A 23,626-nucleotide genomic window follows, 5' to 3' on the forward strand; every position below is an offset into this window, starting at 1 on the left:
GTTCCGGATCAGCATGACCATCAGACAAGCCATGGTACTGGCTGCGGGCCTTGGAACCCGTATGCGCCCGATCACCGACACGATCCCGAAGCCGCTGGTGAAAATCGACGGCAAGCCGATGATCGACTATGCGCTGGATTCGCTGGTTGCGGCCGGAGTCGAACGGGCTGTCGTCAATGTTCACCACTTTGCCGGCCAGATGCTCGACCATCTCGAGGCCTATCGCGGCCTCGACATCATCATTTCCGACGAGCGGGAAGCACTGATGAATTCCGGCGGCGGGCTGGCGAAGGGTTTGACGCTGCTCGATCGCGAGAACGTTTTCGTCATGAATGCCGATCTCTTCTGGATCGGCGAACAGCTCGGACGACCGACGAACTTGCAACGCTTAGCTGGATTCTTCGATGCCGAACGCATGGACATGGCGTTGCTCTGTGTGAGGATCGAGGATACGACGGGTCATAACGGCCGAAATGATTTCGGTATGGCGGTCGACGGCCGCCTGACGCGGTATCGCGACGATCCGTCCAATCCCGTCGTCTATGCCGGCGCGATCGTCATGAACCCGTCGCTGCTCGACGACGCGCCAAAGGATGCCTTCAATCTCAATATTTATTTCGACAAGGCGATCGCGCGCGGGCGGCTTTTCGGCATGGTGCTCGAAGGCCACTGGCTAACGGTGGGAACGCCGGAGGCGATCGGCGAAGCAGAGGAAACGATCCGACGGCTGCGGACGTTTGCGTGAGATATGGCGGAGCGGCACCAGCCACGCATTCTGACAATCCCGGCGGGCCTCTCCTTCCTGAAAATGCTGGCGATGACGCTTTGCGACGGCCGCCTGACGCCGCTCTTCCGGCATGAGGCCGACGATCCGCTATCGCTTTCCAGGGTGACGATCTACCTGCCGACGCGGCGCGCCGTGCGTGTGCTGCGCTCGGAATTCGTCGATCTGCTCGGTGGCCGCTCGGCGATCCTGCCTGTTATTCGTCCCCTCGGCGAAACCGACGACGACAGCGGTTATTTCGACGAGGCGCTACCGGCAACGATCGATCTTGCCCAGCCGCTGTCGAATACCGCTCGCCTGCTGGAGCTTGCGCGCCTCATTCTGGCCTGGCGAAACAAACTGCCCGAGATCGTCCGCCACATTCATTCGGACTCACCGCTCGTCGCACCGGCAAGCCCGGCAGATGCGATCTGGCTCGCCCGCAACCTCGCGGAACTGATCGATTCGATCGAAACCGAAGACCTCGACTGGTCGGAACTGTCGAAACTCGACACCGGCGATTACGCCGCCTGGTGGCAGCTCACGGCGGAATTCCTGCAGATCGCCAGCGCCTTCTGGCCGGCGCGGCTTTCCGAACTCGGCAAATCCTCGCCGGCGCGGCACCGAAACGCCATTCTCCGGTCTGAAGCATCCAGGCTTTCGGCGGCGAAGCCCACCGGACCGATCATCATCGCCGGTTCAACGGGTTCCGTTCCTGCCACCGCCGATCTCATCGCCGCCGTCGCCAATCTGCCCGAGGGCGTGATCGTGCTTCCGGGCCTCGATCTTGCCATGCCTGAAAGACACTGGCAGATGGTGGCGCCGGAGCTTTCACCCGGCCAACACGCCAATCCCGCAAGCCGAAGCCACCCGCAATATGGCCTGTCGTCGCTGCTCAAGCGGCTGAAGCTCACGCGTGCCGACGTCACCCTCCTCGACAGGCCGGAAGCCGATCTTGACCGGCGCACCGAAATCCTGTCCCGCGCCCTCGTGCCGGCGGAGGCGACCAGCGATTGGGGCGCCTGGAAGAGCGGGCTGCCCGAGGGCGCGTTCTCTTCAGCTTTCGCCGATGTTTCGCTGATCGAAGCCGCCAACGAGCGCGAAGAAGCGACGGCGATTGCCATTGCGCTCCGACTGGCGCTGGAAAGACAGGGGCAGGACGGCGAAAGCCGGGCGGCGCTCATCACGCCGGACCGCAATCTCGCCCGCCGGGTGATGGCCGAACTTTCGCGTTTCGGCATCCTCGCCGACGATTCGGCGGGTACTCCGCTTGCGGCCACACCACAGGGCACGCTTCTGCAATTGCTGCTGGAGGCAGCGCTGCGCCCGGGCGATCCGGTGGCGATCGTCTCGCTGCTCAAACATCCGCTGGCCCGCTTCGGCCTCGAACGTACCGCATTGATTTCCGCCACCGAGACGCTCGAGCTGCTGGCGCTGCGCGGCGGTGTGGCGGAGGTGGATATCAGCAGGCTCGAACCACTGCTCACCCATCAGCTTGCCGAACAGGCGCAGGACAGGCACGCGCCGCAATGGCGAAAGGCGCTTGCGCCTGACGCCGCCGATGCCGCTTACGACCTTGCCCGCCGGGTCACACAAAAAACCGAGCCGCTGGCTTCGGCCCTGATGCGGCACCGGCCGGAAGATCGCGGAAGGACGGCAAGCTTTACCTTGTCCGAATGGGCTGAACGCACCGGCCGCTCGCTTGAAGCGGTGGCGGCCGATCCGCACGGCAATCTCGCCGATCTCTGGTCGGGCGAAGCCGGCGATGCGCTTGCCGCCCTGCTCGGCGAAGTGATCGACACGAACGGCCAGATGGAGGCCGACGGGCCGCAATGGATCGACATCATGGCAGCCCTTGCCGCCGGTCATGCGGTGAAGCCGCGGGCGCTCAGCCATCCCCGCCTCTTCATCTTCGGCACGCTGGAAGCCCGCCTGCAGAGCGTCGATACGATGATCCTCGGCGGCCTGAACGAGGGCACCTGGCCGGGGCAGACCGCCAACAATCCCTTCATTCCGCGCATGATGAAGACGGAAATCGGCCTCGAGCCGCCGGAACGGCGCATCGGTCAGCTGGCGCATGACTTCGAGATGGCGAACGGCACGCGCCATCTGATCTATTCACGCGCGCTGCGCCAGGGCTCGACGCCAACGGTCGCCTCGCGCTGGCTGCAGCGGCTGCTGGCGCTGGCCGGAGAGGCCTTCGAAGCAGAATTGAAGGGACGCGGCAACCGCTTCCTCCAATGGGCGAGCCTGATCGATCGGGGCGAGCCCCAGGCCCCGGCGCAGCGGCCGTCGCCGAAACCGCCGCTGACGCTGCAGCCGACATCCTACTCTTTCAGCGAAGTCGGACGACTGCGCCGGGACCCTACGCCATCTATGCCCGCCGCATTCTGCGGCTCGATCCGGTCGATGCGTTCAACCGCGATCCGGGAGCGGCCGAGCGCGGCACGCTCTACCACACGATCATCGACCGGTTCATTCGCGAAGCCCATGTCGCCGGCACGCCGGATGCGGCAGCGGCGATGGAGCGCATTCTTTCCGAGCTCTTCGACATGGAGCAGCTGCCGCCGCATATCGATGCGGTGTGGCGGCCGCGATTTCGCGCCGTGGCCGGCGCCTTTCTCGACTGGGAGGCCGGACGGCGGCCCGGCATCCGCAAGACGCTGACGGAGGTGCGGGGCGGCGTCGAACTGGAAGCGATCAATATCCGGCTCAACGGCGTTGCCGACCGGATCGACGTCACCGGACCGCATGCCGCCGATATCATCGACTACAAGACCGGCTACAATCCCTCGCCGACGCAGGCACGCGTGCTTCTCGATCCGCAGCTAGCGCTCGAAGCGGCAGCCCTGAGCGCCGGTGCCTTCCGCGATGCCGGCAGTCTCGTGCCGCAGGATCTGCTCTATGTGCGCCTGCGGCCGGGACGCCGTTTTCAAGTCGACACCGTCAACAACGAAAGTTCGGCGCGCAGCGACAAGGCGAAATCGGCAATGGATCTCGCCGAGGAATCGATTGATCAGCTGGTCAAGTTCGTGAGCCTGCTGCAATCCGGCGAGAAAGGCTTCACCTCGCGGCTGATCCCGGCGCAGCAATTCGATTTCGGCGGCGATTATGATCATCTTGCTCGCGTCTCCGAATGGTCGACGGCAGAAACCGAGGAAGGGGGCGGCGATGAGTGACGTGACCGCGCTTCCCAATGACGATGATCCGGGTGCCTGGATCGGCTGGACGACGATCCAGCAGGCGATCGCATCCGATCCCGAGCGTTCCGCGTGGGTCTCGGCCAATGCCGGCTCCGGCAAGACGCATGTGCTGACCCAGCGCGTCATCCGTCTACTGCTTGCGGGGGCGCGGCCTTCCGCCATTTTATGCCTCACCTATACCAAGGCCGCCGCTTCCGAAATGTCGAACCGCGTCTTCGAACGGCTGGCGGACTGGGTGGTGCTTGACGATGAGGACCTTAGCCGGCGGATCACCCAGATCGAGGGCGCGGCGCCTGACGGAATAAAGCTTGCGGAGGCCCGCCGGCTGTTTGCGAAGGCGCTGGAGACACCGGGCGGACTGAAGATCCAGACGATCCATGCCTTTTGCGAGGCGCTGCTGCATCAGTTCCCGCTGGAGGCCAATGTGGCCGGGCATTTCTCGGTTCTCGACGACCGCGCGGCGGAGGCACTGCTTTCCGATGCGCGCCGGGCGCTGCTGACGGCGACCACGCCGGAGGGAGACAGCGCCCTTGCCGAGGCATTCGCCTATGTGCTCGATCTCGGCGACGAATCCGGCCTGGAAAACCTACTCGGCGACATCGTCGCCAACCGCAACGCCATCCGTCGTTTTACGGCAAGGGCCGAACGGCAGGGCGGCATCGAGGCGGTTCTGCGCGAAAGACTTGACCTTGCCCCGGATGACACGGAGAGCCGGATCGCCGCCCAATATTGGCCGCTGCCGGAGCTTTCCAGCGGTATGCTGGAGCTTTATCTGTCGCTTGCCGATCAGAAGGGCGGCGCGAAGGCGCAGGAAGTTGCCTATGGGCTCAGGCTTGCCGGGCGGGAACGCGATGAAGCAAAACGCGCCGAGTTTCTCGAGAAAATCTTTCTGACGGTGAAGGGCGAGCCGAAGGCGGATTCGCAATTCACCGTCAAGGCGATGCTTACCGAAGCGCCGCAGCTGGCGGGCGCCATTGCCGCTGCCCGCGCCCATGTCGCCGCAAGCCGCGACCGGCTGAAACTGATGCGGATGTATGGCGCGACCTATGCCGCGCTGGTGCTGGCAGAGCGGCTCAATCACGACTATGAGGAGCTGAAGAAGCAGCGCAGCCAACTCGATTTCGAGGATCTGATCACCCGCACCGCCGACCTGCTGACGAAAAGCGGCGTCGGCCCCTGGATCCACTACAAGCTCGATCGCGGCATCGATCATATCCTCGTCGACGAAGCGCAGGATACCAGCCCGATCCAGTGGAGCGTCATCCAGTCGCTCGCCGAGGATTTCTTCTCCGGCGAAAGCGCCCGGCCGGTCGTGCGCACGCTCTTTGCCGTCGGCGACGAGAAACAGTCGATCTATTCCTTTCAAGGAGCGCGGCCCGAGCGTTTTTCCGAGGAGAGCGATCGGACGCGACGGCGCGTCTCCGACAGCGGGCAGAGCTTTTCCTCTGTGCGGCTGCCGCTCTCCTTCCGCTCGACCGCCGATGTGCTTGAGGCCGTCGACCATATTTTCAGGGAACCCGACAATTCGCGCGGCCTCAGCGCGCTCGGCGAACCGGTCGTGCATCGCTCCAGCCGCATCGGACATCCCGGCGCCGTCGATCTCTGGGAGATGGTCGCGCCGGAAGCGGTGGTCAAGGAAGACGACTGGACGGCGCCCTTCGACGCGACGCCGGAAAGTGCGCCGGCCGCAATCCTGGCCCGACGGATCGCCCATTCGATCGGCGCGCTTGTCGGCCGCGAGACGATCGTCGACAAAGGCCGGGAGCGCCTGATCGAAGCCGGCGACATCCTGGTGCTGGTGCGCAAGCGCGACGCCTTCGTCAATGCCTTGACGCGCGCCTTGAAACGCCGCGGCGACATTCCGGTCGCCGGCGCCGACAGGCTGGTGCTGACCAGCCATATCGCCGTGCAGGATCTGCTGGCGCTCGGCCGCTTCCTGCTGCTGCCGGAAGACGATCTTTCGCTCGCCGCCCTGCTTAAGAGCCCGCTTTTCGATCTTTCCGAGGACGACATCTTTGCGATCGCCGCGCTACGCGGCGACAATGAGAGCGTCTGGAACCATCTCAAACGCTTCGCCGCCGACGGCGCCGAGCGTTTCCGCGCGGCCGTGGAAAGGCTGGAGCTGTTCCTTCGCCAATCCAGAAGCCTTTCGGTTCATGATTTCTATGCGCGTGTGCTGGGCAGCCATGGCGGGCGGCGGCAGTTCCTTGCCAGGCTCGGCACCGAGGTCAGCGATATCCTCGACGAATTCCTGACCTTCACCCTCGATCACGAGAACTCCGGCCTTCCCGGCCTGCAATCCTTCATCTCGACGCTGGAGCTCGAAGCCCCGGTGGTCAAGCGCGAGCAGGACAAGGGGCGCAACGAAGTGCGGATCATGACGGTGCATGCCTCCAAGGGTCTCGAGGCACCGATCGTTTTTCTCGTCGACGGCGGTTCGAAGGCTTTTACCCATACCCATCTGCCGAAGCTTCGCCTGATCGAGACCGATGCCGACGAACCGCCGATGCCCGTCTGGGTTCCCGTCTCCGATCTCGCCAATTCGCTGACCCAGAACGACGCCGTCCGCATCCAGATGCTGGCGGAGGAAGAATATCGCCGATTGCTCTACGTCGCCATGACGCGTGCCGCCGACCGGCTGGTGGTCTGCGGCTATCGCGGCGTGCGTGTGAACAACGACACCTGGCATATGATGATTTCGACGGCACTGCGTGACGACCATCCGCATGTGGAGGCGACCACATTCTCCAGTCCCGATGGCGAATGGCCGGGTATCAAGTGGCGTGTGCCGCGAGTGGAACGAAGCTTCGAGCGCATCGACCGCAGCCAGGAGCGCGACAGCGAGGAGAGGCTGCCAGACGGCCTGTTGCGGCCATTACCACCGCAGGCCGAGCTGCCCCGGCCGCTCAGCCCATCCGGCGCCGGGACGATCATCAATGAAGACGAGGGCGGTTTGCTCGTCGTTTCGCCGCTGTTCGCAGAGAAGGAGCGCAGCGATCGGTCGCTGGAGAAGGGCCGTCTGATCCATCGCATGCTGCAGGCGCTTCCCGAAATTCCACCTGCCGAACGGGTCGATGCCGCAGGCCGCTATGCCGAACGGGCGGCGCGTTTCTGGCCGGAAGCCGAACGGCGCAAGCTGGTCGATTCGGTTCTGAAACTATTGGACGAAGAGGGTCTGCAGACCGTCCTCGGTGACGAGGCCCAGCCCGAGGTCTCGATCATGGGAACATTGACGCTTGAGGATAGGCGCTATGCCGTCTCCGGCCGCATCGACCGGCTTGCCGTCCTTCCCGATCGCGTCGTCATCCTCGATTACAAGACCAATCGGGTGCCGCCGGCGACAGAGGCGGCTATCCCCTTCGCGCACCGGGCGCAGTTGGCGATCTATCGCGAGATCCTGGCACCGCTCTATCCCGGTAAGCCTATCGAGTGCATGCTTGTCTACACCGAGAACGCCTCGCTCTATACGCTGAGCGAAAAGGCGCTCGGTTTGGCGCTTGCAGCGGTCAAGACAAAGTGAAATACCGGACATTGAAAATTCGGCACCGCACCATCACATGTGGTTCAACACCCGAGGTAAAGGAGCAGCCCATGGCTACCGTGAAAGTCGATATCAACAATTTCCAGTCGGAAGTTCTGGAATCCGCAGAGCCCGTCGTCGTCGATTTCTGGGCTGAATGGTGCGGCCCGTGCAAGATGATTGCGCCGAGCCTTGAAGAAATCTCCGTCGAGATGGAAGGCAAGGTCAAGGTCGCCAAGCTGAATATCGATGAGAACCCGGAACTCGCCGCACAGTTCGGTGTGCGCTCCATTCCGACCCTGGCAATTTTCAAGGGCGGCGAAGTCGCCGATATTTCTGTCGGCGCCAAGGCGAAGACCGCGCTCTCGAACTGGATTTCCAGCGCCGCCTGATATCGCCCAATTCACATCGATGAAAAAGCCCGGCTTCGACCGGGCTTTTTTCATTTCGTATTCTTCATTTCACCGATCACTTCGGGGGCGTGCCGTTGTCGGAAAGCACATCGCCAACGAGATAGAGAGAGCCGCCGACGAGGATGCGCGGGGGTAGACCCTCCGGATCGAGGACCGCTTTTATAGCTTCCAGCGCATCGCCGACGGTCGACATCGGTTCGGCAACCAGGCCGGCATCATAGGCGGCGTTCGACAAGATCACCGGGTCGATCATCGCATCGCTGTTGCGGATCGGCACGCAGAAGACCTTCTCGACCAAGCCGGCAAACGCCTTGAAATAGCCGACCGGGTCCTTGGTGTTGATCATGCCGATAATCAGGAAAAGCGGCCGGGACTGGCGCTCTTCGAAATTGGCCATGGCTTCGGCAATCACTTCGCCGGCACCGGGATTGTGCCCGCCATCGATCCAGATCTCGGCGCCGGCGGGCGCATGTTGCAGCAGCCGGCCTTCGCCGAGGCGCTGCAGCCGGCCCGGCCATTCCACCGAATTCATCGCCTTTTCCATCATCATCTCGGTGACGGTGAAGCCCGCCGCCTTGACGGCGCGGATGGCGGCGGCAGCATTGGCATATTGATGGCGGCCGGGAAGGCGCGGCAGCGGCAGGTCGGCCAGACCGAATTCGTCCTGATAGACGAGTCGGCCATATTCCTCATGCGCCATGAAATCCTGCCCGAAGACGGCGCTCGGGCAATGCAGCCGTTCGGCCGTCGACATCAGCACGTCGAGTGCGGCGTCATATTCCTGGTGGCCGATGACCACGGGAAGTCCCGGCTTCATGATGCCGGCTTTTTCGGCGGCGATCAGCTCGACCCTGTCGCCGAGATAGGGCTGGTGATCCAGCGAGATCGGCATGATCACCGAGACGGCCGGATCGGAAATGACATTGGTCGCATCGAACCGGCCGCCGAGGCCGACTTCGATGATCGCGGCATCGGCCGGCTGTTCGGAAAACAGGATGAAGGTGACCGCCGTCAGGATTTCGAAGACCGTAATATGCTGCCCGGCATTGGCATCGGCCACACGGCGCAAGGCCTCGGCAAAGACGGCGTCATCGACAAGCTGCCCGCGCCCGCCCGCCACACCGATGCGATAACGTTCGTGCCAATTGACGAGATGCGGCGAGGTGTGAACATGAGCGCTGTAGCCGCCGGCTTCGAGCAGAGCGCGACAGAAGGCGGTGACCGACCCCTTGCCGTTGGTGCCGGCGACATGGATCACCGGCGGCAGTTTCCGATGCGGATTGCCGAGCACATCGAGTAGACGGGTGATGCGATCGAGAGACAGATCAAAACCCTTGGGATGCAATCCCATGAGCTTGTCGATCTCCTGTGCTGCCTCACTCACCGCGGTTTGGCCTCTGGGTATCAATTCGGCACCCCGCCTGCTTATCGGTTATCGGGCGCTCGCCGCCAGGGCGATCGCGCCGCTATTCATGTCGTTCGCCGCCGAAACTGGCTTCTTCGTCAGGATCTTCAGGACGCGCGCCAGCGTTTCCGGAATATCGTGACGTTTGACAACCATATCGACCATACCATGCTCCAGCAGATATTCGGAGGTCTGGAAGCCTTCGGGCAGTTTTTCGCGCAAGGTCTGCTCGATGACGCGCTTGCCAGCAAAGCCGATTTCGGCGCCCGGCTCAGCCAGATGAATATCGCCAAGCATGGCATAGGAGGCCGTGACGCCGCCTGTGGTCGGATTGGTCAGGACGACGATATAGGGCTGACCGGATTCCTTCAGCAGGTCGACGGCAACCGTCGTGCGCGGCAGCTGCATCAGCGACAGGATGCCTTCCTGCATGCGCGCGCCGCCGGAAGCGGGGAACATCACCAGCGGGCACTTTTCAGACGTCGCACGCTCGAAAGCCTTGACGATGGCCTCGCCGGCAGCCATGCCGAGCGAACCGCCGATAAAGTTGAATTCGTGCACGACCGCGACGAGTTTCAGGCCCTGCACCTTCCCGAGGCCGGCGAGGATGGTATCCTCCTGTTCGGTCTTCAGGCGGCTGTCACGCAGGCGATCGCTATATTTTTTCGAATCGCGGAACTTCAGCGGGTCCTGGGCGACCTTCGGCTGCGGCAGCGATTCATATTCGCCATTGTCGAACAGATCGGCCAGGCGGGCCTTGGCGGGCATCTTCATGTGATAGCCGGAGGCCGGAATAACCCATTTGTTGCCTTCCAGATCCTTGTGGAAGACCATTTCGCCGGTTTCCGGGCACTTGATCCAGAGGTTCTCCGGCACTTCGCGACGGCCCAGCATGGAATTGATCCGCGGGCGAACGTAGTTGGTGATCCAGTTCAACTCGAATACTCCTGATTGACCAGAGCGCGTCGCGATCTTTCAGATCGCTTTCCACGCTCTAGGTCCTTGTTTTCCCGCATGTCGTTGCCGCAAAACCGCTGCACGGTTTTGCGCGACATGCTTTGACGCCAATGTGGGGAAACTATTCGGCAGCAACAAGGCGCGCCGAACGTGTTCCCGTGGAAAGGCCGCGCACCAGCGTGGCAACGGCCTGAACCGTGTCCGCCGTTGCCTTGCCCTCACTCGTCAGGCTGGTCGCGACCTGATTGACGATGGCGGTGCCGACGACGACGCCATCGGCCGAACCGCCGATGACCTTTGCATGTTCCGCCGTCTTGACGCCGAAGCCGACGCAGACAGGCAGTTGCGTGTGCTGCTTGATGCGTTCGACCGCGCCAGAAACCAGCGACGGATCCGGCAGCGCCGACCCTGTAATGCCGTTCATCGAGACGTAGTAGACGAAGCCGGAGGTGTTCTTCAAAACCTTCGGCAGGCGCTTCTCATCCGTCGTCGGCGTTGCCAGGCGGATGAAATTGATGCCTTTGCGGATCGCCGGAATGCAGAGTTCGTCGTCCATCTCAGGCGGCAGATCGACGACGATCAGGCCGTCGATACCGGCAGCAATCGCGTCGTCGAGGAATTTCTCGACGCCGTAAATATAGATCGGATTGTAGTAGCCCATCATCACGATCGGCGTGGCGTCGTTGGTCTTGCGGAAATCGGCCGCCAGCTGCAGCGTCTTCTTCAGTGTCTGGCCGCCTTTTAGCGCACGCTGACCGGCGAGCTGGATCGCCGGGCCGTCGGCCATCGGATCGGAAAAAGGCATGCCGAGCTCGATGATGTCGGAGCCCGCCTCCGGCAGCGCCTTCATAATGCCGAGAGAAGTATCGTAGTCAGGATCGCCGCCCATGAAATAGGTCACAAGCGCCGGACGGCCCTCGGCCTTCAGCTCGGCAAAGCGTTTGTCCATGCGTGCGGTCATGTCTTACAGTCCCATTCCCAGAATCTTGCCGACGGTGAAGATATCTTTGTCGCCGCGGCCGGAGAGGTTCATCAGGATGATCTCGTCCTTGCCCATCGTCGGTGCGCGCTTGATCACTTCGGCAATCGCATGCGCGGCCTCGAGCGCCGGGATGATGCCTTCGAGGCGAGTCAGGGTCTGGAAGGCTTCGAGCGCTTCGTGATCCATGATCGGCACATAGTCGACGCGGCCGATATCGCTGAGCCAGGAATGTTCCGGGCCGATGCCGGGATAATCGAGACCGGCCGAAATCGAATGGCCTTCCTTGATCTGGCCGTCGCCATCCTGCAGCAGATAGGTACGGTTGCCGTGCAGTACGCCCGGCGAACCGGCGGTGATCGACGCGCAATGTTCGTCGCCCTGCAGGCCCTTGCCGCCGGCTTCGACACCGACGATCTTGACGGAGGAATCATCAAGGAAGGGGTGGAAGATACCGATCGCGTTCGAACCGCCGCCGACGGCAGCGATGACGAGGTCCGGCAGGCGGCCTTCGGCTGCCAGCATCTGCTCTTTCGCCTCGGTACCGATCACCGACTGAAAATCGCGGACCATTTCCGGATAGGGATGCGGACCGGCCGCCGTTCCGATCAGATAGTAGGTATCCTCGACATTGGTGACCCAGTCGCGAAGCGCCTCGTTCATCGCGTCCTTCAGCGTGCCGCTTCCGGCCGTCACCGGCTTCACTTCGGCGCCGAGCAGCTTCATGCGGAAAACGTTCGGCGCCTGACGCTCGACGTCGGTAGCGCCCATATAGACGACGCAGGGCAGGCCGAAGCGGGCGGCAACGGTGGCGGAGGCAACACCATGCTGGCCGGCGCCGGTTTCGGCGATGATCCGGGTCTTGCCCATGCGCTTGGCAAGCAGGATCTGGCCGATGCAGTTGTTGATCTTGTGCGAGCCGGTGTGGTTCAGCTCCTCGCGCTTGAAATAGATCTTCGCGCCACCGAGTTCGGCCGTCAGCCGCTCGGCGAAATAGAGCGGACTCGGGCGGCCTATATAATGGGCGCCGAGATGCTTCAATTCGGCCTGGAATGCCGGATCGTTCTTCGCCCTGTCCCATTCGTCCTGCAGATCGAGGATCAGTGGCATCAACGTTTCGGCAACGAAACGACCGCCATAGATGCCGAAGCGGCCGTCTTCATCGGGCCCGGAACGGAAAGAATTCGGTTTAGGCGTCTCGTTCACTCTCAACTCCCTGAGGCCATGACAGGCGCATCCGCCTCGTCGACCGCATCGAAAAATTCATCGATCATTGCGACGCTCTTCACGCCAGGCGCACTCTCGACGCCCGAGGAGACGTCGATACCACGTGCCTTGGTATTCGCCAGTGCATCCGCGACATTGTCCTTGTTCAGCCCGCCTGAGAGCATGTAGTCGATGCTGCCGTCGAGCCAGCTCAAGAGGCTCCAGTCGAAGGAAATGCCGTTGCCACCCGGCAATTCGGAACCCTTCGGCGCTTTTGCATCGAAGAGGAAACGATCGGCGATGCCGATATAGGCCTCGACGCGCTTCAGATCATCGGCCGTGCGCACCGAAAATACCTTCATGACCGGCAGACCGTGAAGCGCCTTTATGGTCAGCACGTGTTCGGGGCTCTCATTGCCGTGGAGCTGCAGAATATCCGGCTTCAACAGCGAAACGATCTCGTCCAGTTCGTCATTGCTGGGATCGACGACGACGGCGACGATCTTCGCCTTACCGCGCGCGGGCTCGGCAAGTCTTGCCGCCAGGTCCGGCTCGATATAACGCGGGCTCTTTTCGAAGAAAATAAAACCGATATGGGTCGCACCGCGCTTCAGCGCGCGATCGACAGCGTCGGGCGTCGTCAAGCCGCAGATCTTGATATCCGGTCTCATGGCAGCGAAGTGACACGAAACGCGGCAAGAGTCGAGCCAATTTGCATGGAAAGCTGTATTTAGAGCTGCCTTCGGCTAAAGCGCGTCGCGATCTTTCAGATTCACTCCTCGCGCTTTAGCCCTTAATTTTTACGCATGTCGTTTGCGGCAAAAGCGCTGCACAGTTTTGCGCGACAGGCTCTAGTCGAAATCAATCGCATGCAGCTGGCTGCCATGCCGCTTCAGCCAGGATTTTGCTTCTTCCATCCCGGGGCAAAGCCTGCGGCAGAGCGCCCAGAAGTGCGGGCCGTGGTTCATTTCCTTGAGATGGGCGACCTCATGGGCGGCAAGGTAATCGATCACCGGCGGCGGTGCCATGACGATGCGCCAGGAAAAGCTCAGATTTCCTTCCGAGGAGCAGGAGCCCCAGCGGCTGCGCGTATCCTTCATCGAGATTGAGCGGATCGGCGCCCGGATCGTTGCGGCGTGCAACGTCGCAAGCTTCACCAGCTCAGCGCGCGCCTCCTTCTTGAGAAAGGCCGCGATGCGTCGTCCGAGATGTTCCTCCATTCCGCTGACACGCAGCACCGGTCTGCCGTCCACCAAAACCACCTCCGTCAGCCCACGCAAGCTGCCGGTATGCTGGATACGATGGGAAACGCCGCGAAAGAGGATTTCGCCGCCGTCGCGCAAGCCGGCATCGGTCGAAAACTTCGCAAGTTTGGTCAGCAGCCAACCTTGGTGCCGATCGAGAAAGGCATTGACCTCGCGCGCCGCAAGACCTTTCGGCACCGTCATCTTCAAAGCCCGGCCGCCCGGCTCGATCCGCAACGTGATGCGCGTCGCCCGGTCGTGCTGCTTGATGGTCAGAGGCATCGGCCGACCGGCCACCTCCAGCGTCCGCATTTCGGGCGGCGCCGGTTTCCGCGCTTTCGGCCTTGTCTTCAGAAGCGAGAACATGGGTGTTTTCTATCCGATTCGCCGGGAGAACGGACATAGAAAAACCGGCATCGGAAGATGCCGGTCATCAATTCAGCGTTCAGGCCTTCAAGGCGTCTGGTATTCGGCGACCGGGCCATTGTCGTCACGCTTGGCGTTCTTGCGGTCACGCATGAAGCGATCGAACTCTTCCTGGTCCTTGGCGCGGCGAAGTTCGCGCATGTAGGCGTCGAATTCCTCGCGCATTTCATCGAGCTTGCGGCGCTCTTCCTCTATCCGGTCGATCTCGGCCTTGCGCCAGTCGTCGAAGGCGACGTTGCCGGTCGAGAAATGCGGGCGGTGACGGCCGTTCGAGCGGCGGCAGGAGGCAAAGAAGCCATCGGTCGCCTGGTTGACGTCACGCTTGAAGCCGCGCAGACGGTCGCCGAAGATGATGTAGGCAAGCATGGCAAGACCCAGAGGCCAGAAAACCATGAAGCCGAGAATCATCAGGGCAATGGTAGCCGGAGTCCAATCCGGTCGAAGCAATGCTGACTGGTTCATCGTGCGGGTATCCTCGCTTTCCACGCCCGGCAGAATACCGAACGCTGAAATCGATGTGGTTACCGCAATAACGACCTTCAAGACGATTGCCCGTGAAATCGGACAAGCCCTTGAATCTATTTTGCTAATTCAGCTGCGCCTGATTTAGGCGGTCCGCCCGCCCTTGATGACACGCGGGACGGGACGCTTGACGGCAGAACGGGAATGCTGACGGACGAAATCGAGGATGCGCGGCGCGATCTCGCGGCGGAACCGCGAGCCGTTGAAAACACCATAATGGCCGACATCCGGCTGCAGATAATGCATGCGCATGTCTTCGGGAATGTTGACGCAGATTGTCTGCGCCGCCTTGGTCTGGCCGACCCCCGAGATATCGTCGTTCTCACCTTCGACGGTCAGAAGCGCCACCTTGCGGATCGCTGCCGGATCGACGCGTTTGCCGCGATGCATCAGTTCGCCTTTCGGCAGCGAATGCTTGATGAAGACCTGCTCGACCGTCTGCAGGTAGAATTCGGCAGTCAGATCCATGACGGCGAGATATTCGTCGTAGAATTCGCGATGTTTTTCCGGTTCGCCGTCGTTCTTCACGAGATGCATGAAGAATTCCTTGTGCGCGACGAGATGCCGGTCGAGATTCATCGACATGAATCCCGAAAGCTGCAGGAATCCCGGATAGACCGGGCGCATGAAGCCCGGCTGCGGCCAGGGCACGTTCATGATGACATTGTCGGAGAACCACTGCAGCGACCGCTCCTGGGCGAGTTTGTTGACCGCCGTCGGGTTGATGCGCGTGTCGATCGGGCCGCCCATCAGCGTCATCGATGCCGGCGACAGCGGATCATTGGCTTCCTCCATCACCGCAGCCGCAGCCAGCACCGGGACGGAAGGTTGACAGACGGCAATCACATGTGTGTCGTGACCGAGAAAATGCAGCATCTCGATGACATAATCGACATAGTCGTCGAAATCGAAGGTGCCTTCCGCCATCGGCACCATGCGGGCGTCGATCCAGTCGGTGATGTAGACATCGGCACTCGGCAGCAGCGCCTCCACCGTGCCGCGTAGCAGCGTCGCATAATGGCCGGACATCGGCGCAACAATCAGAATGCGCGGATCGTTGCCGCGGGCGGCTGGAACATTGCGGGCGAAATGCAGGAGATTGCAGAAGGGCCGCGACCAGACGACTTCTTCACGGACGGAAACCATCCGATCGCCGATCACCGTCTGCTTCAGTTCGAATTCCGGCTTGCCGTAACGGCGCGTCGTGCGCTCGAACATTTCAAGGCTTGCCGCCATCGTCCTGCCGAGAGGTGTATGGGAAAACGGGTTCAGCGGATTGGCATAGGCAAAACGCATGATATCGGCCGCAGCGCGAAACGGCGCCATGGCGGCATGGTTCAATTCATAAAGCTGATAAAACAAAAGCGCCACCTTTCTCTATCGAAAAGATGAGGCCGATTGAGCGGCATCGACTCTTTTCGTTACACGGGCACGTAACGCAGACTAACAGTTTTTTGTTGCACAGCAACATGGACGAACCAGACCCACACAAGAAATGCCGGAGATTTGATCCCCGGCATCATAATCGCTCTGAAAACTTAAGTTTCTCAACAGGAAGCGTCGTTAACGGTCCGCTACGAAGGTCTGCTTCTGTGTGCCGAGACCTTCGATGCCGAGCTCGACCACGTCGCCGGCCTTGAGATAACGCGGCGGCTTGAGGCCCATGCCGACGCCCGGAGGCGTGCCGGTCGAGATCACGTCGCCGGGATGCAGCGACATGAACTGGCTGAGGTAGGAGACCAGGAAAGCCACCCCGTAAACCATGGTCTTCGACGAGCCGTTCTGCATCTTCTGACCGTTGACTGTCAGCCACATGCCGAGGTTCTGCGGTTCGGGAATTTCGTCCTTGGTCACAAGCCATGGGCCGATCGGGCCAAAAGTGTCGCAGGATTTTCCCTTCGTCCATTGCCCGGACCGCTCGGTCTGGAAAGCGCGCTCGGAAACGTCATTGGAGACGCAATAACCGGCCACATAATCCAGCGCTTCGGCTTCCGTTACATATTTGGCAGTCTTGCCGATGACGACGCCAAGTTCGACTTCCCAATCGGTCTTTTCCGAACCGCGGGGGATGATGACATCGTCGTTCGGGCCGACGATTGCCGATGTTGCTTTCATGAAGATGATCGGCTCGGGCGGAACGGTGGCGCCGGTTTCGGCGGCATGATCCGAATAATTCAAGCCGATGCAGATGAATTTGCCGGTGCCGGCGACGCAGGCGCCAATGCGGCCAGCGCTGAGTTCCGGAAGGCTCTTCGGATCGATCGCCGCTATCTTTGCAAGACCGGCCGGCGCGATCACCTCGCCGCCGATGTCGGAAACATGGCCGGAAAGATCGCGGATCTTGCCATCGGCATCGAGAAGTGCGGGTTTTTCGCTGCCTGCTTGGCCAACACGCATCAGCTTCATGGAATTCCTCCTCATCGAAAAACGGATTTGTAGCCACCTATGAACGAATTATTCACGGGTGTCATTACGGCTTTGCCGCGTAGCGGTACGGCTTTGCTTGAATTCGGACGGATTCCTACGATGTTTTTCATGTCGTAAACCGCTTTTATGACGACAGTCTGTGCACCCGAATTGCGACGACGCTGCGCTTGCCAAGCCGACGCAGCAGGAAATATGACTCCCGACCGATACGAAGATGACGTGGAGTTCGAAAATGCATCTCTCCCAGGCTGTCGTGCGCACGGAACATGCAAGCCGCTATCTACAGCAGCTCTGCAAACACTGGAGTCATAAATTCAGCGTCGATTTCGATCCGCACAAGGGCCGCGTGCCGTTCAGCGAGACGACCGAGGTGACGTTTACCGCCGACGATGCGGCGCTGACCATGATGCTTTCCGTCGCCGACCCCGCGCAACAGGGAAGGATGCAGGGCGTCATCGATGATCATCTGAAGCGTTTCGCCTTTCGCGGGGAACTCGACATCGTCTGGACCGACTGACCCGAACCCCGATCCAAATTTCAGCCCTCAGGGAATTAGCATGACCAAGAGCAATAGCCGCGAATCCCAATATCCGATCGATCCGATGTTTCTCGACCGCTGGTCGCCCCGCGCCTTCACCGGCGAAATTATCGAGGAAGCCCAACTGCTCAGCCTGCTCGATGCCGCTCATTGGGCGCCGTCTTCATCCAATCACCAGCCCTGGCGCTTTATCTATGCGCTCAAGGGTTCGGAACATTGGGAGAAATTCGTCGCATTGCTCGTCGACGCCAATCAGGAATGGGCAAAGAACGCATCGGCGCTGATCTTTGTCGTATCGCGCAGCTTCACCGGCGCTGCCGGTTCCGGCGAGGAGAAGCCCAGTTACACCCATTCCTTCGATGCCGGCGCGGCGTGGGGCCACTTGTCGCTGCAGGCGCGCCTCTCCGGTTTCTACGCCCATGGCATGGGCGGAATCAAACACCCGGAAATCATGAAGAGCTTCGGCATCCCCGAGGGTTATCGGGTGGAAGCCGGCGTTGCCGTCGGCCGTCTGGCCGACAAGAGCGTTCTTTCCGAACGCAACCAGGCGCGCGAATTCCCCAGTCAGCGCAAGCCGCTCGCCGAGGTCGCGTTCAACGGCCGTTTCGTCGCGGATTAAGCGCCCCTCACAGGCAAAAGCCCCGCCATCTGGGGATGGCGGGGCTTTTGCTTGATAAAATAACAATCAGATATCGAGATTTGCGACGCTCAGTGCGTTGTCCTGGATGAATTCGCGCCGCGGTTCGACCTCGTCACCCATCAACCGGGCGAAGAGGCCATCAGCATCGGTGGCGTCGTTGACTTTGACCTGCAGCAGGGAGCGCACGTTCGGATCGAGCGTCGTTTCCCAGAGCTGCTCCGCATTCATCTCACCAAGACCCTTATATCGTTGCATGGTCAGGCCCTTGCGGCCGGTTGCAAAGATTGCGTCGAGCAAGGCGCGCGGGCCCGAGATCTCGAGGTCGCCTTCGCGGCGATGCAGGGACGGCGGCGTCTGATAGATTTCCTTGAGCCGTGACGTCAGCTGGTCAATGTGCCGAGCATCCGAGGAGCCGATCAGCGCCATGTCGAGCACGACGATTTCCTTGACGCCGCGCACCATACGTTCGAGGCGCAGGCCTCCATCGCTGGTCAGATCACCCTGCCAGCCACGTTCGGTTTCCTCAGCGATGATGTCGAGGCGGCTTGCCACCTCGCTCGTCAACGCCTGGGCTCTTGCCCGGTCGCTGACGCGTTCGGCATTGAGGGCGCCAGCGATCGCCGCCTGTTCGATGGCCGCACGATTGTAACGCGAATGGAGATTGTCGAGCAAAGCGCGCATGCGCAACGCATCGAGGATAACCTCACGCAGATCCTGGCCGGTGCGGACTTCGCCGCTGCCGAGCTTCAGCGCCGCATCTTCCAGGCCCTGGCTGATGAGGTATTCCTCCAGGGCCTTTTCGTCCTTCAGATACTGCACCGACTTGCCGCGCGAGACCTTATAGAGTGGCGGCTGGGCGATATAGAGATGGCCGCGCTCGATCAGTTCCGGCATCTGGCGGAAGAAAAAGGTCAGTAGCAGAGTGCGGATATGGGCGCCGTCGACGTCAGCATCCGTCATGATGATGATCTTGTGATAGCGCAGCTTTTCGACGTTGAACTCGTCCTTGCCGATGCCGGTGCCGAGTGCTGTGATCAGCGTGCCGATTTCCTGGCTCGACAGCATCTTGTCGAAACGGGCACGCTCGACATTGAGGATCTTACCGCGCAACGGCAGGATCGCCTGGTTTTCGCGCGAGCGGCCCTGCTTGGCTGAGCCGCCGGCGGAATCGCCCTCGACGAGGAAGACTTCGGATTTTGTCGGATCACGCTCTGAGCAGTCGGCGAGCTTGCCGGGCAGCGAGGCGATATCGAGTGCGCCCTTGCGGCGGGTCAATTCGCGGGCCTTGCGGGCCGCTTCGCGCGCCGCGGCTGCCTCGACGACCTTGCCGACCAGGATCTTTGCTTCGCTCGGATGCTCTTCGAACCAGGTGTTCAGTGCCTCGTTGACGAGACTTTCGACAACCGGACGGACTTCCGAGGAGACCAGTTTGTCCTTGGTCTGCGAGGAAAATTTCGGATCGGGCACCTTGACCGAGAGGACCGCGGTCAGGCCTTCCCGGCAATCCTCGCCCTGCAGCGTCACCTTTTCCCTTTTGGTGATGCCGGAACTGTCGGCGTAGGAGACGACCTGGCGTGTCAATGCCGCGCGGAAGCCGGCCATATGCGTGCCGCCGTCGCGCTGGGGGATGTTGTTGGTGAAGCAGAGCACGTTCTCGTGATAGCTGTCGTTCCACCACATCGCCACTTCGACGGTGATGCCGTCCTTTTCGCCGCGGATGGCGACCGGCTTGTCGACGAGCGACTTCTTGGCCCGGTCGAGATAGGCGACGAAAGCCTCGAGGCCGCCGTCATAACGCAGTTCTTCCTGCTTGATATCGGAATGGCGCTTGTCGGTGAGCAGAATGCGCACCCCTGAATTCAAGAAGGCGAGTTCGCGCAGGCGATGCTCGAGCGTACCGTAGTCGAACTCGGTCATGGTGAAAGTGTCGGTGCTCGGCATGAAGCTCACTTCCGTGCCGGTCTCATTGGGCGCTTCGCCGGTGACTTTGAGCGGCGCATCGGCCACGCCATGGGTGAAGCTCATTTCATGGATCTTGCCCTGGCGGCGGATCTTCAGTTTCAGCCAGACGGACAATGCGTTGACGACGGAGACGCCAACGCCATGCAGGCCGCCGGAGACCTTGTAGGAATTCTGGTCGAACTTGCCGCCGGCATGCAGCTGCGTCATGATGACTTCGGCCGCCGATACGCCTTCCCCGGTATGAATATCCGTCGGGATGCCGCGGCCGTTGTCGGTGACGGTCACCGAGCCATCCGGATTGAGCGTGACGGTGACGATGTCGGCATGGCCGGCAAGCGCTTCGTCGATCGCATTGTCGACGACTTCATAGACCATGTGATGAAGGCCGGAGCCATCGTCGGTATCGCCGATATACATGCCGGGACGCTTGCGCACGGCATCAAGGCCCTTCAGAACCTTGATGGAATCTGCGCCATATTCGGTGCTTACGCCGTTGTCCGTCGCGGATGTATCGCTCATTCTGTCGAGATTTTCCCTGTTGTCGTAAAGCTGCGGCGCGCCTTGCGAATCACCGGCTTTCTTCACTCTCGTATATAGGTTTTTTGGACACACTTCCCAATGGCAAGTCCCCTGAACAAGGCATAAAACAGGGGATTATGACGCTTTTCCGTCGCCTTTGACGCCATTTTCGAGAAGAGCGGATAGCCGGCCTATCTCTGCACTGTCAAGGCTACGGATCCGACGCGCCAATCGGTTAGCAAATTCAGTATATTCCGGCGGCAGGCCCGATGTGTCGATGACGACGCGCGGGTCGGAGGAGCGGGCGAGCAGAAACAGTTCCTCGGCCTCATCCCAGATGATGTTGAAATAGCCGGCGATGCGCTGCAGTAGATCGAATGTCGGCAAACCACGCTTGCCATGTTCCAGCGCCGAGAGATAGGCGGGAGAGACATTCAGCGCTTCCGCCATCTCTTTCTGCGAGACACCCTTACGCGCTCTCAGCTTGCGAATCGCCTCACCGAAAGGGGTCATGGCCTTTCCCCATGCCGCCGCGACAGGCGAATGTAGAGAGCGCCCTCCCCGCCGTGATGCTGTGCGGCCGACTCATAAGACGAAATCAGGTAGCGGAATTCCGGCTTCGAGAACCAGAGCGGCACGGCCCGCTTCAGCGCGCCGTCGCTGCCCATCGAGCTGCCCTTGCCGGTGATGACCAGGACATGGCGCATGCCGCGCTCGTGGGCGCGCATCAGGAAATCGAGCAGGATGACATGAGCCTCGCTCTGCACCAGCCCATGCAGGTCGATCCGGGCTTCGAGCGCCAGCCGGCCCTTGGCGATCTTGCGCTTGACCGGCTTTTCCAGTGGATGATGCACGCCAGCCGACGGTTTCGGCGCCGAGGGTGCTGCCGGCTGCGGCGGCAGAGGCGCGGCGGATGTCTGCTTTCCCGCCTTCTCCTCTTCGGCAGCGGCTTCAGCTTCGACAAGAAAAGCATCGAGTTCGGTCAACTCACCGGCCTTACCTGGCATCGGCCGCGTGCTGCGGGCAACCTTGCCCCAGAGGATCCTCTCGTCCGCGCTGAGTTTTCGATCCCTGGCCATCAGTCGAATCGTCCGGCGGCGGCTTGGGGAATAAGGATGGCGAAATCGGCGTCGTTGCGGACGGTGCCGGCCCTTTCTCCCGCCATATCGCCCGAGCCGGTGAAGATATCGCCGCGCGCCGGCCCGACGATCGCCGAGCCGGTATCGAGCGCCAGCATCAGCCGGCGGAAGGGCCGGCCGTCATCGAGATGGGTGAGACTTTCGGAGCGGATGAAAAAGGGAAAGCCGAAGGTATGGATCATCCGGTCGACGGCAAGCGAGCGGCCGGCGAGAAGCGGCACCTTGGCGGCGGCGATCGGACCGGCCTCGGGATCGGCCACCAGCGCCTCCCGAAAGAAGATATAGGAGCGGTTATGCCACAGCACCTCGTCGACGTGCTCGGGATTGCGCGCCAGCCAGGCGCGGATCGACTGCATCGAGATGTCGGCGCGAGCGATCTCGCCTCGGTCGATCAGCAGCTTGCCGACCGCCGAGAAAGGATGGCCGGCCTTCGCCGCATAGGTGATGCGGCCGATGCGGCCATCGCTGTAACGCAAACGGGCCGCACCCTGCACATGCACGAAGAAAACGTCGACCTTCGACTTCGCCCAGGCGATTTCGAGACCCCGGCCTTCGAGAAGACCCTGGTCGATGGCGCGGCGATCCGGATAGGCGGCGATATGGCCATCATGCAGGCGGCCGAAAGCATAGGAATTGTCGAGTTCGGCGGGGCGATTGGCATCGTCGAGATCGATCAGATCGTCCGGGCGCCGGTAGAAAGGAAAACGGAAAACCTCGTCCGGCCGCTCCGACACCTCGATATCAGGTTCGTAAAAGGCAGTGACGAAACCGGGATTGCCATCCTTGCGGCGAATCAGGAAGGGCCGACAATGCGTCTCGAAAAAGGCGCGCGCCGCTGATGGCGAGGACGGCGTGAAATCTTCGGCGGCCAGCAGAAGCGGGAGCAGGTCTTCCGACCTCAGGCCAAGCGATCCGGTGCGGTAGGGTTTGACATCGCTGATTTGGCGGCGGCAGCGTCGCATAACTTCAAAAAGGCCGGAGGGATCATCATCCTTCCAGCCTTCCAGAGTGTCGAAGCTTATGGCCTGCAGGACGAAATCCGATGCGTGGTCACTCATGTTCCGATTCGGTCGCCACGAGTTTCCAGTTCGGATCGCGCGAGCGGGTGTCGCGGGCGAAGGTCCAGAGGTCGTTGACCTCGGCGACGTTTTCAGCGTCGCCTTCGATCAGCACATCCGCTTTGTCGTAAGTGGCCGATATCAGCTGGCTGATGATGCGAACGGTGATCTGCGCTTCGCTGCCCTTCGTCTCCGCATGGGTGATTTCGGCCTTGTCGATGCCGACGAAGGTCGACTTCACTTTCTCGCCCCGGGTTTCGCGCTCGCCGATCGCGGCATCGAAGCCGTCGTAGACTTCGCGCGACAGCAGGTTCTTCAGCGTTTTCCGGTCGCCGTCGGCATAGGCCATGACAATCATCTCGTAAGCCATGCGGGCGCCGTTCAAAAACTCCTTGGGGCTGAAGGCCGGATCGGCCTTGTTCAGCGCGCGCAGCGATCTGTTGAGCGGCGTTCCGGGTGCGGCGAAGGCGTCGATGGCGGCGAAACGATCCTCATCCTCCGTCGTCGCATCGCGGCGCGGCAGCGTCACGACCTTGCCGGCATCGGCAGCTTCGGCCGGAGCCGCATCGCGCGGTGTATAGAGATCGCGCGGCGGCTTCTCATTTCCTGTGCGGCGCCCGAGCACGGAGCGGAGCTGAAAGAAAATCAGCACAGCCGCCACCAGGAAGAATAATGTGATGAAGTCGTTCGAACTCATATCGTATC

The 23,626-nt window shown here is 61.4% G+C and carries 19 protein-coding genes and 1 pseudogene; 6 read left to right on the forward strand and 14 right to left on the reverse strand.

From position 1 onward, the window contains the following. Nucleotides 1-13: 13 nt before the first annotated feature. The 4 genes and pseudogenes from ACS4RS_RS07770 to trxA all read left to right on the forward strand — a co-directional run bounded on the left by ACS4RS_RS07770 (nt 14) and on the right by trxA (nt 7,878). A complete protein-coding gene (locus ACS4RS_RS07770; RefSeq protein ID WP_439011439.1) occupies nt 14-745 on the forward strand; it encodes a sugar phosphate nucleotidyltransferase in 732 nt (243 codons plus the stop codon). A 3-nt stretch (nt 746-748) separates the two neighbouring features. Beyond that, nucleotides 749-3,942: pseudogene (addB, locus tag ACS4RS_RS07775) on the forward strand (double-strand break repair protein AddB). Beyond that, nucleotides 3,935-7,486 (forward strand): double-strand break repair helicase AddA, encoded by a 3,552-nt coding sequence (gene addA / locus ACS4RS_RS07780; protein ID WP_439011437.1) that lies wholly within the window; start codon nt 3,935-3,937, stop codon nt 7,484-7,486. Before addB ends, addA begins: the two are co-directional and overlap by 8 nt. Nucleotides 7,487-7,557: 71 nt before the next feature. After that, a complete protein-coding gene (gene trxA, locus ACS4RS_RS07785) occupies nt 7,558-7,878 on the forward strand; it encodes a thioredoxin (RefSeq protein ID WP_003589503.1) in 321 nt (106 codons plus the stop codon). Between the two features lie 76 nt (nt 7,879-7,954). Here trxA and ACS4RS_RS07790 read toward each other — a convergent pair whose 3' ends face one another. The 9 genes from ACS4RS_RS07790 to ACS4RS_RS07830 form a co-directional block, all read right to left on the reverse strand. Then, nucleotides 7,955-9,307 (reverse strand): Mur ligase family protein, encoded by a 1,353-nt coding sequence (locus ACS4RS_RS07790; protein ID WP_439011436.1) that lies wholly within the window; start codon nt 9,305-9,307, stop codon nt 7,955-7,957. Nucleotides 9,308-9,331: 24 nt separating this feature from the next. Further along, nucleotides 9,332-10,240 carry an acetyl-CoA carboxylase, carboxyltransferase subunit beta gene (gene accD, locus ACS4RS_RS07795; protein ID WP_439011435.1) on the reverse strand — a complete coding sequence of 303 codons (909 nt, stop codon included), beginning with the start codon at nt 10,238-10,240 and terminating at the stop codon, nt 9,332-9,334. A gap of 142 nt (nt 10,241-10,382) precedes the next feature. Next, nucleotides 10,383-11,222 (reverse strand): tryptophan synthase subunit alpha, encoded by an 840-nt coding sequence (trpA, locus tag ACS4RS_RS07800; RefSeq protein ID WP_439011434.1) that lies wholly within the window; start codon nt 11,220-11,222, stop codon nt 10,383-10,385. Nucleotides 11,223-11,225: 3 nt separating this feature from the next. Continuing rightward, complete coding sequence (gene trpB / locus ACS4RS_RS07805) at nt 11,226-12,446, reverse strand: tryptophan synthase subunit beta (protein WP_439011433.1); 1,221 nt, start codon at nt 12,444-12,446, stop codon at nt 11,226-11,228. A 2-nt stretch (nt 12,447-12,448) separates the two neighbouring features. Beyond that, nucleotides 12,449-13,117: a phosphoribosylanthranilate isomerase gene (locus ACS4RS_RS07810; protein WP_439011432.1), complete on the reverse strand. Its 669-nt coding sequence runs from the start codon at nt 13,115-13,117 to the stop codon at nt 12,449-12,451. Nucleotides 13,118-13,297: 180 nt separating this feature from the next. Further along, nucleotides 13,298-14,056 (reverse strand): YgjP-like metallopeptidase domain-containing protein, encoded by a 759-nt coding sequence (locus ACS4RS_RS07815; RefSeq protein ID WP_439011431.1) that lies wholly within the window; start codon nt 14,054-14,056, stop codon nt 13,298-13,300. Between the two features lie 87 nt (nt 14,057-14,143). Continuing rightward, entirely contained in the window at nt 14,144-14,578 is a 435-nt protein-coding gene (locus tag ACS4RS_RS07820) for a DUF2852 domain-containing protein (RefSeq protein WP_003571403.1), read from the reverse strand. A 144-nt stretch (nt 14,579-14,722) separates the two neighbouring features. Next, nucleotides 14,723-16,000: a polyhydroxyalkanoate depolymerase gene (locus ACS4RS_RS07825; RefSeq protein ID WP_439011871.1), complete on the reverse strand. Its 1,278-nt coding sequence runs from the start codon at nt 15,998-16,000 to the stop codon at nt 14,723-14,725. A gap of 201 nt (nt 16,001-16,201) precedes the next feature. Beyond that, nucleotides 16,202-17,044, reverse strand: a complete 843-nt coding sequence (locus tag ACS4RS_RS07830) for a fumarylacetoacetate hydrolase family protein (protein WP_439011430.1) — start codon at nt 17,042-17,044, stop codon at nt 16,202-16,204. A gap of 253 nt (nt 17,045-17,297) precedes the next feature. Here ACS4RS_RS07830 and ACS4RS_RS07835 point away from each other — a divergent pair, with 253 nt between their 5' ends. Together ACS4RS_RS07835 and ACS4RS_RS07840 are read left to right on the forward strand one after the other, a co-directional pair. Then, the gene (locus tag ACS4RS_RS07835) at nt 17,298-17,582 is read left to right on the forward strand and encodes a DUF2218 domain-containing protein (protein WP_439011429.1); all 285 of its coding nucleotides are present in this window, start codon (nt 17,298-17,300) and stop codon (nt 17,580-17,582) included. 40 nt (nt 17,583-17,622) lie between these two features. Then, a complete protein-coding gene (locus ACS4RS_RS07840) occupies nt 17,623-18,222 on the forward strand; it encodes a nitroreductase family protein (protein WP_439011428.1) in 600 nt (199 codons plus the stop codon). 66 nt (nt 18,223-18,288) lie between these two features. Here the strand turns inward: ACS4RS_RS07840 and gyrB are convergent, their stop codons facing one another. From gyrB to ACS4RS_RS07865, 5 genes are all read right to left on the reverse strand, one after another. Beyond that, a complete protein-coding gene (gene gyrB / locus ACS4RS_RS07845; RefSeq protein ID WP_439011427.1) occupies nt 18,289-20,724 on the reverse strand; it encodes a DNA topoisomerase (ATP-hydrolyzing) subunit B in 2,436 nt (811 codons plus the stop codon). Between the two features lie 135 nt (nt 20,725-20,859). Further along, on the reverse strand, nt 20,860-21,237 hold the full coding sequence (locus tag ACS4RS_RS07850) for a helix-turn-helix domain-containing protein (protein ID WP_012559396.1): 378 nt from the start codon (nt 21,235-21,237) through the stop codon (nt 20,860-20,862). Further along, complete coding sequence (locus ACS4RS_RS07855) at nt 21,234-21,803, reverse strand: Smr/MutS family protein (protein WP_439011426.1); 570 nt, start codon at nt 21,801-21,803, stop codon at nt 21,234-21,236. The genes ACS4RS_RS07850 and ACS4RS_RS07855 overlap by 4 nt, the downstream gene beginning before the upstream one ends. Continuing rightward, entirely contained in the window at nt 21,803-22,921 is a 1,119-nt protein-coding gene (locus ACS4RS_RS07860) for an MltA domain-containing protein (RefSeq protein ID WP_439011425.1), read from the reverse strand. Before ACS4RS_RS07860 ends, ACS4RS_RS07855 begins: the two co-directional genes overlap by 1 nt. After that, nucleotides 22,914-23,618, reverse strand: coding sequence for a Tim44/TimA family putative adaptor protein (locus ACS4RS_RS07865; RefSeq protein ID WP_439011424.1), 705 nt, complete (start codon nt 23,616-23,618; stop codon nt 22,914-22,916). The genes ACS4RS_RS07860 and ACS4RS_RS07865 overlap by 8 nt, the downstream gene beginning before the upstream one ends. Nucleotides 23,619-23,626 lie beyond the last annotated feature (8 nt).

The sequence above is a fragment of the Rhizobium sp. F40D2 genome, assembly GCF_051810745.2.
In the GTDB taxonomy this organism is placed as follows: Bacteria; Pseudomonadota; Alphaproteobacteria; order Rhizobiales; family Rhizobiaceae; genus Rhizobium.

What these genes read in the sequence shown, in the direction of transcription:
- ACS4RS_RS07855 (WP_439011426.1), bottom strand. Translation starts at nt 21,803, where the DNA reads ATGGCCAGGGATCGAAAACTCAGCGCGGACGAGAGGATCCTCTGGGGC.
- trpA (WP_439011434.1), bottom strand. Translation starts at nt 11,222, where the DNA reads ATGACCGCACGCATGGACAAACGCTTTGCCGAGCTGAAGGCCGAGGGC.
- gyrB (WP_439011427.1), bottom strand. Translation starts at nt 20,724, where the DNA reads ATGAGCGATACATCCGCGACGGACAACGGCGTAAGCACCGAATATGGC.
- trxA (WP_003589503.1), top strand. Translation starts at nt 7,558, where the DNA reads ATGGCTACCGTGAAAGTCGATATCAACAATTTCCAGTCGGAAGTTCTG.
- ACS4RS_RS07830 (WP_439011430.1), bottom strand. Translation starts at nt 17,044, where the DNA reads ATGAAGCTGATGCGTGTTGGCCAAGCAGGCAGCGAAAAACCCGCACTT.
- ACS4RS_RS07865 (WP_439011424.1), bottom strand. Translation starts at nt 23,618, where the DNA reads ATGAGTTCGAACGACTTCATCACATTATTCTTCCTGGTGGCGGCTGTG.
- ACS4RS_RS07850 (WP_012559396.1), bottom strand. Translation starts at nt 21,237, where the DNA reads ATGACCCCTTTCGGTGAGGCGATTCGCAAGCTGAGAGCGCGTAAGGGT.
- addA (WP_439011437.1), top strand. Translation starts at nt 3,935, where the DNA reads ATGAGTGACGTGACCGCGCTTCCCAATGACGATGATCCGGGTGCCTGG.
- ACS4RS_RS07770 (WP_439011439.1), top strand. Translation starts at nt 14, where the DNA reads ATGACCATCAGACAAGCCATGGTACTGGCTGCGGGCCTTGGAACCCGT.
- ACS4RS_RS07835 (WP_439011429.1), top strand. Translation starts at nt 17,298, where the DNA reads ATGCATCTCTCCCAGGCTGTCGTGCGCACGGAACATGCAAGCCGCTAT.
- ACS4RS_RS07810 (WP_439011432.1), bottom strand. Translation starts at nt 13,117, where the DNA reads ATGAGACCGGATATCAAGATCTGCGGCTTGACGACGCCCGACGCTGTC.
- ACS4RS_RS07860 (WP_439011425.1), bottom strand. Translation starts at nt 22,921, where the DNA reads ATGAGTGACCACGCATCGGATTTCGTCCTGCAGGCCATAAGCTTCGAC.
- ACS4RS_RS07820 (WP_003571403.1), bottom strand. Translation starts at nt 14,578, where the DNA reads ATGAACCAGTCAGCATTGCTTCGACCGGATTGGACTCCGGCTACCATT.
- ACS4RS_RS07840 (WP_439011428.1), top strand. Translation starts at nt 17,623, where the DNA reads ATGACCAAGAGCAATAGCCGCGAATCCCAATATCCGATCGATCCGATG.
- ACS4RS_RS07815 (WP_439011431.1), bottom strand. Translation starts at nt 14,056, where the DNA reads ATGTTCTCGCTTCTGAAGACAAGGCCGAAAGCGCGGAAACCGGCGCCG.